Below are 12,311 nucleotides of genomic sequence, written 5' to 3' on the forward strand. Positions count from 1 at the left end.
CTACCTATGTGACAGCGGCTGCCGTAAATCCGGACACCTATAGAGGCTGATCTAGCCTGCCATATTGTTGAATGAATCCTGTTCGGAGAATACAGAGATATGATCCACGGTACCCGTTGAATCCGGAATGATGAACTTGAGCTGATACTGCTTGCCCGCCTGGTATATATAAATGTCATCACTGCCGTTCACGGAGGTAGCGTCCGGCTTGCCGAGGACTTCTTCAATCTGCTTCAGCGTCAGCTTCTGTAAGTCGGAGGCGCTTGAACGCACATCAAAGATTTGGCTGCCCTTGTTAAAGCCGATTACCACGTGCTTGCCGGCATACGTGGAATAAATGCCTTTGCCTGCCGATTCTTTGGTGTCCGGCTCTCCCCATGCTGCTTCCACATCATCAATGAGTCCGCTGTGTGCAGCATATTCCACGCCGGGCACCTTGCCCTGCTTGGCTAGCTGCAGCAGCTCTTTCAGCTGCTTGCTCAGCTCCTGCGGCGTGGCGGCCGCAGAGTTCCCGGCCGCAGCTCCAGGCTCAGCAGCCGCTGGTGAAGCGGCCGCTGGTGAAGCGGCCGCAGCAGAGCCGCCTGCGTCAGGCGCAGCTGTTGCTGCAGCGCCGCCAGCTTCAGCCGGCTCCGTGCCCGCCGCCGGGGCGGGACTCCCTTCCGGCTGTGCAGACGCCGGAAGCTCCGAGGCTTGCGCAGCCGCCCCTCCGGTATCCGCCGCATCCGGCTTACCGGAATTACAAGCCGTTAGACTGAGCATTCCGCCGAGTAGAATTATGCCTGCTATCGTTTTGAATGATGTGATCATGATGCCATCTCCTTCGTAATAGGTACCATCTTTTAAAGTTTAAACTGTTATCCTATGACGCAGTGTCCCCGTTAAAGGTTGCACGATGCTCCTTCTCAGGCTGCTCCTTCTATAGAACATTTTTGGCATGGAGCAGCTGGGGAATGATGCTGCCGCGTGAAGTTGCAGCGCTGCTCTCACCGCAGAACGCCCCCAAAGCTGCATTACCGGATCTGTTGCATTTAGTACAATAGAACTCCCTAAAAATTACCCGGAATTCGATTCTATTGCACTTTCTGCAATTGAGAAGCATATTCGCTGCTCAAGTCCTTCAATTCAGGAATTATTTCCCTGCGGCACGCAACCTTCCTCCCGCAGCACGCATCTTACTAATAAAGGGAGGGGAGCTTCATCTGGATATTATAGAGAGAATCAAAGCCAGGGATGAGTCCGCTCTCCGCCAGCTGATGGAGCAATATGGGGATATGCTGTTCAGGACCGCCTGGCTGCTGCTGCGTGACCGGCAATCTGCCGAGGAAGCCGTACAGGATACCTTCATTCAGGCCTATGCCAAAATCGGGCAGCTGAAGGACCCTCAGCGTCTGAGACCCTGGCTGATCACCATTGTGGTTAACCGCTGCCGGATGAGACAGCGGACATGGAGCTGGCGAAATATTTTTCCTGCGCCGGAGGGCGGGGCCTGGGTACAGAATGAAGCAGGCGCCTCCGCAGGCGCAGAAGAGCTGTTTATAGCAGAATGGCATAATCTGCAGCTAAGTGAAGCTGTAAGAAGTCTGGATTACATCTACCGCGAATGCCTGACGCTGTACTATTACCATGAGATGAGCATCCGTGAGATCAGCGGGCAGTTGAGATTACCTGACAATACTGTGAAATCCCGGTTATCCCGGGGACGGTTATTGCTAAAGCAGATTCTGGAGAAGGAGGGGCATGTTCTATGAGCAGTGAACAAGAACACATCAAACGCCGTCTGGATGAAGAGTTGAGCAGCCTCTCCTTCAGCGGACAGGAACGGGTTCTGCAGCAGACTCACCCTAACGTACCGCTGGCCCGCCTGCGGGCACTATGGAATAAGGAGCTGGAAATTCCACTCAAGCCACTGGGTGCGCTATCTGCACTGTTAATCGCAGGTGCGCTGATCCTCTGCTACCCGCAGAGCGGGACCCCGGAACATGAGGCCCGTACACTGCCGGCACAGGGCCAGCGGGAACTGATTGAAGCCGGCGGCAATACGTACTGGAAAGACATTTATGAACAGGCGGTGAGACGCCATGAAAATTAGAATCAAGGTCAAACAGCTGGTGCTGTTCGTCCTGCTTCCGCTTACGTTGTTGATACTATTACCGGGTGTTCTGCAGCAGGCAGCAGCGCCATCCGTTCAGCCTGCAACCTCCGCCACAGCGGATACCGGGGCCAAGGCACGCCAGGAACTGCTGAACACTCTGAATTCCAGCACCGGCAGCAAGCGTATGACGCTTATCCGTACCAGGATCATTGAGCCCGGCAATGCGAGGCCTCCATATCAGTACAATGTATATATCGGTTCTTCCTCAAGCCAGTGGAGCCAGAACAATAACGAAGAACCCCCTTCCCTACTGCTTCCCGGGGATAAGCTGCGGTTCCTGAGAGAGTATATGCTAGAAGGCCCTATAGACCGCTATCTGCTTACTGCGGCTAAACAGCTGGTCTATGAATATGATGTCCTGGGCACCGGAAGTGACGGAGACAAGGTCCTTACGGAGGCTATTGCAAGAATTAGCAGCAAATCCTCTTTGGCCAGAGAGCTGCTCCTGCTTCAGGCACAGCGGGCACTGAGTGCAGGGAATTGGGCGGCTGCAAAAGTGCTGCTCGTGCAGGCTGACTCCCCGGGGCATTATGGTGAAGAAGAATCAGATGCCCGTTCGGCCTGGCTGAGTGCACGGCTGCTCTTTGCAGAGGGAGACAGCAGCGGAGCGCTGAAGCTGATAAACAACGGTCTGGAGAATTACCAGGAGGTCCGTGACCGGAAGTATCAGGAGATGAACGATGGGAGTGGCGGGGACTCCCAAGACTCCAAAGACTTCCAAGGCTCCACGGGGGACTCTGCATCCGCACCGGAATCCTTTACAGCAGCTTCACAGTTTCTGGAGGAGCCACATTCTGAATCAGAGCGGCAACTGCTCCTGATGCAGAACGCTTTATTATCCGCTGCGGAAGCAGGAAACTCTGCTCCTGCCACCTTGTCAGGGACACTAACCTACAGCGACGGCACTCCGGTCTCCCGGGCAGGCATCTTCCTGCGGCCGGAGAGCGAAGTTAATCATAGTGTGTTATATGGCTCGGAGCCGTATGAAATCGTCACAGATGCACAGGGCCGTTTTTCCTTCTCAGGCGTCATTCCCGGCTATTATCAGTTATTTTTGGGCCTGAGCTTTGAGCAGATCGACGGCTGGACTTGGCCTGTACAGGCGGATGATTGGATCGAAATCAATCCAAATGACCGTTTGACCCACAATATTGACCTTCAGCCCTTGCTGGAGCTGAAGTCACCGGTGAATTCGCAGATCCTTACAGGTGATTCTGTAGAATTCGAGTGGGAAACTGTCCGGAATGCCGCCTCATACAGTCTCAGCGGCACAGTCTCAGCGGAAGGCAGCACCTTCAGTTATGTAATCCGCCAGCATATCACGGGTAATAAGGTTTCCATCCCAGTAACAGAGCTGTATAGCAGCGGCGGCTTCTCCACCAGCAGCAGCGGAGAAGGCTGGGAATCGGTTGAGCCTTCGTCTCTGCTCGGCTTCGCCGATCCAAGCGGCCGCTTCTCGTGGAGCATCGAAGCCTATGATGAATCCGGACGGGTGATTACCCGCAGCAATGGCTACCGGCTGAACGAGGACAACGTCGGCAATCTGCCTTTCTTCTATTTACATTCACGCAGTCTTACCGCTGCCGATCAGCTGGTTAAAGCGCAGAAGCTTGAGCAGTCACTGGAAGCGTACCGCCACGACTATGCCGGAGATCCGCAGGATGATCATGCCCTCAAGATGCTGGTTCATCTCATGACAGCCAAGGCTTCCTATACTAAAGACAAATCCTTAGAGGCCGCAACGATACCTCTGCTAGTGAAGCTTGTAGAGCTGCGTCCGACTGCAGACTATGTCTTCAACCTGGCGCATTACTACTATGAGCAGTCCGACTGGAAAAGCTACAATCATTATTATTCCTGGTTTCTTGAGCTGCGTGATCAGAAACCGCACAGCTATGATCAGGGAATTAACGCTACCGCGCTGATGTACCAGGGGAAATTGGACGAAGCCCGCAGGCAATTCGTCGCCTCACTGGAGGAGGATGGCAGCCACCGCTTCACCGGCAGCTATCTGGCTGCAGAGCTGGCGGCGGGACAGCCGCTCGATGCCGTACTAAAGCTTGCTCAGCGTTATCCCCAGCATAGTCCCGGCTCCAGCCCAGTTAACTGGGCGAAGCTGATAACCCTGATGAAGGCAGAGCGTACGGGACAGCCGGAGCTCTTTGACCGGGAGCTGGAACAGATGCTGAAGCTATACACAGCAAGGTCCGGGAAGCTCAGGGAATGGACCAGAGAAAGCGGGGATTCCGCGCTCAAAACGTTCATGAAGGCTGTTCTGGAGGTGGACTAATCCACATCCAGAACAGGGTAAAGGGGATAGAACAGGAGCGGCAGCGCCGCCTGGTCTATCCCCTTTGCAATTGGCTTATTCTATTCTTTTGGCTCAAACAAGACGGTCCAGTGCATTCTTCTTAACCACATAGGTTCCGGCCATCATATCATGCAGCGCCCGGTTGCGCCGGGTGAATGCAACGAATAGGCAATCGGCGACCACGACCCAGCCAAAGAACACATTCAAAATCGTAGCGAGCGGGGTCCAGTTGGCCAGACTGCTGGAAACCGCAGATAATTCCTCAGTGTTCAGACTCACAATAACCGCAAGAAAGCCGTTGACGATGAAGAAGAGATATCTAATCAAAGCCTGCTTCAGCGCCGGATATCTCCCGTCCTCGTTAATAATCCTTACCCCCAGAAGCAGTCTGCCCGGAGTGCCTCCATATTTGACAACCATGAACACATTGAAGCCTATCAGCAGCACAAACTGAATAAAAAGTGGAAACGCCGACTCCGCCGACTCTGCGGCAGAGACGCACAACCTGTTCAAAAAATAAGTAGGAATGGCCAAAATCAGAAAATCAATGAAGCTGATCAGCACCCTTTTCCAAAAACCTACATAGTCATCCAAATCGAGCTGTTCCTCTATCCGCTGCTCCATACTGTTCCCCCTCAGTGCTTCTACTTGCTATCCCTGGCTGAACCCATAATATCCTTCCCGGTCTGTATGGCCTCCTCTAGCGTATTAGCCGGACCCGAGATATATCCCTCTCCGGCTGCAAGCCCGTAGCGCTCATCAAGATGGGTCAGCATAATCCAGAACTTATCCAGCTTTTGAGACGCGATAACCGAACCAATCGAACGCCGTGACCGGTCTGCATCCAGGACCGTCAGAATTCCCAAGTAGTATCCGCCGCCATCCTTAAGCTTCACATCATAATGAAGACCTCCATCCAGTGTAAGCTCGCCGGTAAACTCACTGCTTCCGGGCACACCTCTCCATACTTCACCCCTCAGCCCGATTGCGCTATGCTTCACGACTTCATTATTGGAGTAGATCACACTAGGGTACACCCGCTCCACATGCTGCGGACGAAACCATACATAGCCCAGGGATGCTACGATCAGTACTGTTATTGCTGACACTATCCATGATTTCCGGGTCAAAGCTCTCCCCCTTTTCTATCAACTCCTATGAACTGTTGGAGTACAACTGGCATATACGCAACTTTCAAATAGATCCGGCGTCTATAACTGTATAATTTTAGTAAACCAACAAAATTTTCGAAGGAGGACTACTCAAGATGAAAGTCATCAAATTTATCTGCCTGCCGCTGCTGCTGTTAATATTGCTGTCCGGCACTGCCCTGGCCGCCCCTGCTTCAGCTCCAACCATTACAGTAGAAATAAACAACTCCACGATAAGCACGGACATTCCCCCTTATCTCACACAAGGCACAACCATGGTCCCGTTAAATGTAGTGAAGCATATCCCGGGGATTACTGTCGCTTGGAACAATGGCACCAAGACGGTTACAATTGGCCGCAGCGGGGAAACAATCACACTGGTTGCGGGTCACAAGACTGCCCTGATTGGAAGCAAACCAACCGCACTGCCTGTCGCCTCGGTTTTGCATAAAGGCAGAGTCATGGTGCCGATCCGCTTCATAGCAGAAGCTGCAGATGCGCATGTAGCCTGGAATGCTGCCACCCGGATTGTGTATGTCGCCAAAGCAGATGAGGCGCTGATCACTCAACTCCAATCTGCGAATCTGGGGGAAGCACGTACAGCAGCCCTTCATTTTCCCCGCGTTAGCACGCTTAAGCAAATCCCTATCATTAATGAGTCACAGAATCAGGACTATTATTTCCCGGAAGGCACAGCGGCCCGTTTCTTCATTCAAGGCGGGCCTGGTTTTTCGTATTATGAAGTTACAGGTAATTATGCGGAAGAGATCTGGTCTGCCAAAATAGACTATAGTGCCCCATCCTCTGCCGGACTCTTCTTTGTACCCTACAAAATTGTGGATCAGGCCGGAAAAATGCCCGCCTATAAGGGTAGCCTCGCATTCTATCATCTGATGCTTCCGGTTATGGAGGCAACCTATGGATTCATTGATGCTACGGGTGCCTCCAGGACGGTCGGGCAACAAAATATGAAGCTAAATGAGTTCTTTGAAATACCAGGGGAAGCATCATCCTCTGTACAAAACTAATTACATCCAGATCGGTACCGCAAACGGAACAAGAATCAGCAGCAGCGCGGCGACACTCAGACTCCGGGTCCACACCGGCTTCAGCTTCTGATTCTTCTCCGATTTGTACCAGCCCTTGAACTGCCAATAATTCCGGTACATCACTAAGAATATGAGAAAATTACCGATTACTGCAGTATACAAATACCCGGTCCATCCATATAACATTTTGAAGATCCACTGCTCCACACCCCCGAGTACACCTAGTGTCAGAACCAGCAGAACCACTAAACGCAGCATTTCTGCCATAAAACTTGCGAGTTTACTCATTTTGTCCTCCGAATCAATGTTTTCCAGTGCTCTTCTATAACTTCTATATTTACCCTGTTAATCCTGCTTCAGCAACAGCAAGCTCCCGGTATAGCGGCTGCCGTGAAGGAGTATTATCCCCTCGCAGTATCTGCCTGTGTCATATCCAACGCTGGAGTGATTATAGTATTCTGTAGAAAAGAACGTGAAGAGGTGTCCGGAATGCAGCGAACAGATGTTGTAATTGGAATCGATGGAGGAGGAACTCATACGCGGGTTATAGCCGCCGATATTGAGGGAAATGTACTAGCCTATTGCAAAAAGGGAAGCGCTTCCGCGTACCGGGACTCTGCCGCTCAGCATAACGTGAGGTCAGCGATTATAGAAGCGCTGGAAAGCGGCGGCATCGAGCCCGGCAGGGTCATCGGCATGGCTGCCGGGGTTGCCGGATATGACTCGCCGGAGGATTTGAACTGGATATTGCCGCTCACCGGGGTTCCGGAGCTGACTTGTCCGAGGTGGCACGTCAATGACGCGCTTATCGCCCATTACGGAGCACTGCTTGCGCAGCCCGGCATTATTGTCATCTCGGGAACTGGCTCCATCATTATTGCCATTAATGAAGACGGACGTTATTTACGCAATTATGATTTTCATCATTATGCCGCAAGTGCCGCCCGGCTCCTCTCATATGATACCGTCTTTGAAGTGCTGGCCGGTCACACAGATTCAAGCGATGAGCTGCTTGTCGCCCGGATGCTTGCGCACTGGAACGTTGCTGCAGCCTCTGAACTATATATGCTTGCAAGTAAAGGGTTTGACGATGACCGGAAAGCCCGGGACAGACGCTTTGGAGAATTTGCTCCTATAGTTACGGAAGAAGCGGAGCAGGGAAGCTCCACCGCCGTCCGGGTATGCGGCAGGGCTGCAGAGCAGATTAAGACGGGCATCGGTCTGCTGGCTTCTTCTTTTGCGCAGCAGACCGTCCCGGTAGCCTTCATCGGCAGTGTGGCAAACAGCAGGTATTTTCAATCGGAATTACGCAGTTTACTGAAGAACGGGGCCAACAAACAGTATAAGGTGGTAACGCCACAGCTCCCGCCCGAAGCAGGGGCTATCCTATATGCATTGGAGCAATTAGGCCAGCCGGTCACCGAAAATATAATCAGCCGGCTGCAGCATAGCAGCAAGCTGCCTCAGTGAGCATATACGCAGCGCGTGATTGCTACGGATAGACCTTCATCTGGCAGCTTCTAGTATAGGCGCATCACAGCTCCACAGCCGTCTCTTTGGCGTTCCATATGACGGGAAGGCCAAAGAGCGGCGTTAAGCTGCCTAAGGGAATATACAATCGCCCGTTTACAGTCCGCGAGGCCAGCATGGCCACCGTTTTGCCGTTCACCTTCGCTGTTTCGCTAAGCGGTTGATGGACCGCGGTATGCTCACCTATAGTAATGATAAGCGCTCCGGTTCCCGCTTCCTGCTTCAAGGTTCCCCCCAGCAGGGCAACCGATTCTCGGAGCGGAACGAATACCCGTGAATTCTCCAGCAGGAAAGAATCCTTAACCTCCAGCTTTTCTCCATTGATGATAAAGACGCCTGCAATCATTGTCGGCCCGGTGGAATAGCCGCTCTTCACTGCGATGCTTGCCATATCAAGTCCTGAAGTAGTAATGATCACGGGAGTGTTATTGGCTACCCTTGGATACAGCCAGTGGATATCCTCATTATGCATCCGGATGCATCCGGCGCTGACATATTTACCGATGGAGGCTTCATTATTGTTGCCATGAATGGCATAAGTCGTGCCGTAGGTATCGTTCACTTCCAGCCCCAGCCAGCGGTCGCCCAGCGGATTGGCCGGATCGCCTCCGGGAATCTTTTCTTTGTAATAGGGTCTGTTCTTGATTTTGACCACAATTTTGAAGCTGCCTTCAGGCGTCAGGCTCTTGTTCTTGCCGGTGGCGACCGGAAAAACCTTCTCCAGCTTACCGGCGCTGAAATAGGCCAGCTTATTCGTCTTTTTGTTCACAATAATCAGATCTGAGGATGATGATGACGCTGCTGCGGCTGATCCTGTGAAGCATGCTGTGAACAGCACTGCGAACACAAGCATAAGCTTGATGCTCCTTGGAACATAAGTTGTAGTCAGGCTGATACGCTCACGCAGATTCATGGTTGCCCCACCTCCAGGTTATGGGTGATACTGGAAACTCTTTTCTACATAGACGTCAGTCTGTCGCATTAGTTGCACAGCAGCTTGTACCTATTCTTATCAACTCGTCCCTGCGGATTTGAAGCAGAGTTTGCACAATTGTAACCGTTCAAGCGGTGCTTCGCGTGCGGTTTCATGAGGATGAATATTAAGTGCCTCCGCCAGAGATAATAAGCCCGCATGACCATTACAGCACCCGCCAAGGAGGCCATTTACTTTGAATTCAAACCATTCCAGCCAGATCAGCCAAAGCGAGCAAATCATCCAGCAGCTGATGACACAGACCCAGCAGGGCACGCAGAATTATCAGCAGCTTCTGCAGCAGGAGCAGGAGCATGCCGCCAAATTGCAGGAGCTCAGCCAGCACAGCAATAAGGCCATTCAGATGATTCAGCAGGCATTACAGGGCCATCAGACCGCTATGCAGCAGCTGCAGCAGGTCTCACAGTTAATCAGACAGCTGGAGCAGATTCCGCAGACTGCCGGCTACAATACAGGTGGTATTCAAAGATTCAATACCGAACAACAGGGCTTTAATACAGGAATCCCAAGCTTCAGTACTGGTAACTCTGGAAATCAAAGCTTCAGCACAGGCTCTGGAGGATATAATTCTTCCTTCAGCCCGTCCTTCACTTCCAATAGCCAGCCGGTAAATTCACTGCATAGCCCAATTAACTCTTCAATTAACTCTTCTTTTAACCCGCAGCCGCTGCATACACCCATGCAGACTAACCATTCCTACGGTTCACCGATGAATCAGGGACGCAGCTTCCAGCAGTAATATAAGCCGGACTACGCGGTTCAAGACAAAAGGGGTTCTCTCAGGCCGTACCAGCGGCACTGCGGAGAACCCCTTCTTTGCATCTGCACTTCGCGCCTGGGCATTCATACATATGCATGTTAGACTACCAGCCGTCCCCTCTTCTCCGCGAGGCCAATCGTCGCCTCTACGCCGGAGTTGAATTCCAGGTAGTCGCTCTCGACTCCATCACTGAAGATTACCCCGTCCTCCGGCATCTGCGAAGTAATTCGCAGCGGCATACGGCTGTTGATCCTGCCGAATACCAGACCAGCCGAAGTCGTCCGGCTGGGAAAAGGCTCCCGTACCGTAAAGTAGAGCTCCGGATGATCCCAGGCCAGCTTGAGCGCCGCCCCGTTTTCCTGCGGTCTGCCCCCATGTACAGACGCATGTGCTCCCAAGCCCGCCGTTACCGTCACCTGTTCCGCTGCCTGCCATTGCGCCGCCTGGCTGACAATTCCCGCTGCTCCGGCGAGAACGCTTTTGAGCCAGCCGGTGGAGCCCATGCCGGTAGAGACAATAATCCCGCTGGAGGACTGCTGCTCCAGTGTGCCGTTCAGTTCAAGCTGATAACGGGCCGAGACATGGGTCCGGCGGCCGATGAACAGATCGTTGACACCGTACAGGCTCTGGCCGTCATTCAGTTCTGCCCTGGCAAGGGTAACCTCGCGTACCTGCCGCTGGCTGCGGAGCACCTCCGGCACCAGCTGCCGCAGGTCCTTAACCGTGAAGGGCAGCAGCACACCATCCCAGCGCTGCGGGTCGGGATTTACACCGATCAGCGGCTGCTCCCGCAGGTATTTCAGCGTATTGGCAACCAGACCGTCCTGCCCCAGCACAACTACTGTATCCCGCTCTCCAAATATAAAGTTAGGCACATGCTGCCGGTCCAGAAGCTGCAGCCGGCCTACCGCGCTCAGCTCGGTTACAGCAGCCTCTACCGCCTTGCGGTAAGTGAAGTCCTCGCTCAAATAATCACTGAAATCGGCCCCCAGCCGTTCAATATAGAACTGGGCCTGCTGGATCGTATTGTAGCGGACCACCAGTTCTTCCAGGCGCGTCTTGCGCTTGATCAGAATAATCTTATTCTCGGATACCGGGCTGCTCATCGTCCGTTGCCTCCTCTTGCCGCGCCCGCTCCGTTACCCGGCGACCCGTCCATAATTCCCTGCAAAAGATCCGGGGTAATATTGAGCTGCCCGATCTTCCCGGCATTCTCAGCCAGCTCCTGGAACGCGATGGCAATCAGCTTATCCGGATTCATGCCTACATTCGTCAGTGCCTGAAGTACACCAGGTGCTACGCCCTGGAGCGAATTCATCACCGCCGATAACTCGTAGGCCTTGGCATCCGCTTCCGCTCTCTGATTCGCCACTGTCAATTCAATCAGCTCCTGCTTCTTCTCCTCCAGCGCAGTATCGAAGCTGAGCTGCTCCTCCTTCATCTCATTCTGCTTCTGCTTCACCGAGCGTTCGGCATCGAGCTGGGTTTCGCGGATCTGCCGCTTCTTCGTCTCCACGGCGATCTCCGTATTCAGCTCATTCTCCTTCACCCGCCGCTCCTGCTGAATCGAGGCATTGCGCCGTTCATAGAGCGCATCGTCGGCGCTGCGGAGAATCTCTTCGCGGGCCTGCGCCTCCAGCGCGCGCAGCGTTTCCTTATTCGGCACGATTGCCAGAATGGACAGCCCCATCAGCTCGATGCCCAGCTTCTCTATCTCCGCACTCTGTCCGATTTCGAGCGTAATTGTCTTAGCCAGACGTTCACTCGACTGAATGGCTTCCTTCAGCGGCAGCTGCCCGAGCTGCTTCTTGGTCAGCACCTTGGCGATATTGATCACCCGCTGGGCCAGCTTGTGCGGATCATCGGAGAGGTAGGAATTCTTCCGCAGATTATACGTATAGTTAAGAATCTGTGTAGTCTTGCGGTAATCCACGATCCGGTAGGTCAGCTGCCCCTGCACGGTCACCGTCTGATAATCAGCCGTAATTTCCTCGAACATGAACGGTACATCAATCGAAGAGACCGGCACCACTACAACCGAGGTCGTAGGCGCGTAATAATGGAAAGAAAGTCCTACACCTTCCTGCACTACCTTACCGTTCTTCACCTTAAGGACATATTCACTGGGCTGGAACTTTACGAAGCGGAATCCGAACATGGTCATTACCTCCTGTTGTTTATTTTAGTGATTGATATTAACTAAATGTTATTATTAATTTGTTATTAACAACATCTTAGCAGACTTTGATGATATTATCAATATGTTAATAACAAAAATCCGCAAAAAAAACACCTCACTCTCCAAAATGGAAAATGAGGCGGTGGAATGCAAGAGAGTCAAACGCAACTACGTTGAATATTTGG

Annotated in this window: 13 protein-coding genes; 6 read left to right on the forward strand and 7 right to left on the reverse strand. The window is 52.7% G+C overall.

Annotation, left to right across the window (positions count from 1 at the left end; all coding sequences use genetic code 11):
• Positions 1 to 51: 51 nt before the first annotated feature.
• Positions 52 to 807 carry a YjgB family protein gene (locus NYE33_RS34185; RefSeq protein WP_336100494.1) on the reverse strand — a complete coding sequence of 252 codons (756 nt, stop codon included), beginning with the start codon at positions 805 to 807 and terminating at the stop codon, positions 52 to 54.
• 281 nt (positions 808 to 1,088) lie between these two features.
• On the opposite strand from NYE33_RS34185, the gene NYE33_RS34190 reads away from it, so the two are divergent.
• From NYE33_RS34190 to NYE33_RS34200, 3 genes are read left to right on the forward strand one after another with little or no spacing between them, the layout of a single operon-like run.
• Positions 1,089 to 1,748, forward strand: coding sequence for an RNA polymerase sigma factor (locus NYE33_RS34190; RefSeq protein ID WP_341069772.1), 660 nt, complete (start codon positions 1,089 to 1,091; stop codon positions 1,746 to 1,748).
• Complete coding sequence (locus NYE33_RS34195) at positions 1,745 to 2,089, forward strand: hypothetical protein (RefSeq protein ID WP_076242330.1); 345 nt, start codon at positions 1,745 to 1,747, stop codon at positions 2,087 to 2,089. The genes NYE33_RS34190 and NYE33_RS34195 overlap by 4 nt, the downstream gene beginning before the upstream one ends.
• Positions 2,079 to 4,442, forward strand: coding sequence for a carboxypeptidase-like regulatory domain-containing protein (locus tag NYE33_RS34200; RefSeq protein WP_341069775.1), 2,364 nt, complete (start codon positions 2,079 to 2,081; stop codon positions 4,440 to 4,442). The genes NYE33_RS34195 and NYE33_RS34200 overlap by 11 nt, the downstream gene beginning before the upstream one ends.
• Before the next feature lie 93 nt (positions 4,443 to 4,535).
• On the opposite strand, the gene NYE33_RS34205 is transcribed toward NYE33_RS34200, so the two are convergent.
• A complete protein-coding gene (locus tag NYE33_RS34205) occupies positions 4,536 to 5,087 on the reverse strand; it encodes an RDD family protein (protein ID WP_336100491.1) in 552 nt (183 codons plus the stop codon).
• A 20-nt stretch (positions 5,088 to 5,107) separates the two neighbouring features.
• Positions 5,108 to 5,572 carry a hypothetical protein gene (locus NYE33_RS34210; RefSeq protein WP_341069778.1) on the reverse strand — a complete coding sequence of 155 codons (465 nt, stop codon included), beginning with the start codon at positions 5,570 to 5,572 and terminating at the stop codon, positions 5,108 to 5,110.
• A 158-nt stretch (positions 5,573 to 5,730) separates the two neighbouring features.
• Here NYE33_RS34210 and NYE33_RS34215 point away from each other — a divergent pair, with 158 nt between their 5' ends.
• Positions 5,731 to 6,642 carry a copper amine oxidase N-terminal domain-containing protein gene (locus tag NYE33_RS34215; RefSeq protein WP_336100488.1) on the forward strand — a complete coding sequence of 304 codons (912 nt, stop codon included), beginning with the start codon at positions 5,731 to 5,733 and terminating at the stop codon, positions 6,640 to 6,642.
• Here the strand turns inward: NYE33_RS34215 and NYE33_RS34220 are convergent, their stop codons facing one another.
• Positions 6,643 to 6,951, reverse strand: coding sequence for a hypothetical protein (locus NYE33_RS34220; RefSeq protein ID WP_042134179.1), 309 nt, complete (start codon positions 6,949 to 6,951; stop codon positions 6,643 to 6,645).
• Positions 6,952 to 7,152: 201 nt separating this feature from the next.
• On the opposite strand from NYE33_RS34220, the gene NYE33_RS34225 reads away from it, so the two are divergent.
• Entirely contained in the window at positions 7,153 to 8,133 is a 981-nt protein-coding gene (locus NYE33_RS34225; RefSeq protein ID WP_341069781.1) for an N-acetylglucosamine kinase, read from the forward strand.
• A gap of 64 nt (positions 8,134 to 8,197) precedes the next feature.
• On the opposite strand, the gene NYE33_RS34230 is transcribed toward NYE33_RS34225, so the two are convergent.
• The gene (locus NYE33_RS34230; protein WP_336100486.1) at positions 8,198 to 9,106 is read right to left on the reverse strand and encodes a L,D-transpeptidase family protein; all 909 of its coding nucleotides are present in this window, start codon (positions 9,104 to 9,106) and stop codon (positions 8,198 to 8,200) included.
• A gap of 256 nt (positions 9,107 to 9,362) precedes the next feature.
• Here NYE33_RS34230 and NYE33_RS34235 point away from each other — a divergent pair, with 256 nt between their 5' ends.
• A complete protein-coding gene (locus NYE33_RS34235; RefSeq protein ID WP_063779782.1) occupies positions 9,363 to 9,926 on the forward strand; it encodes a hypothetical protein in 564 nt (187 codons plus the stop codon).
• 119 nt (positions 9,927 to 10,045) lie between these two features.
• On the opposite strand, the gene NYE33_RS34240 is transcribed toward NYE33_RS34235, so the two are convergent.
• Together NYE33_RS34240 and NYE33_RS34245 are read right to left on the reverse strand one after the other, a co-directional pair.
• Entirely contained in the window at positions 10,046 to 11,053 is a 1,008-nt protein-coding gene (locus tag NYE33_RS34240) for a sugar kinase (RefSeq protein WP_341069785.1), read from the reverse strand.
• Positions 11,050 to 12,105, reverse strand: coding sequence for an SPFH domain-containing protein (locus NYE33_RS34245; RefSeq protein WP_341069787.1), 1,056 nt, complete (start codon positions 12,103 to 12,105; stop codon positions 11,050 to 11,052). Before NYE33_RS34245 ends, NYE33_RS34240 begins: the two co-directional genes overlap by 4 nt.
• Positions 12,106 to 12,311: the final 206 nt, after the last annotated feature.

This window comes from Paenibacillus sp. FSL R10-2199 (assembly GCF_038000235.1).
GTDB lineage: Bacteria > Bacillota > Bacilli > Paenibacillales > Paenibacillaceae > Paenibacillus_AQ > Paenibacillus_AQ phytohabitans.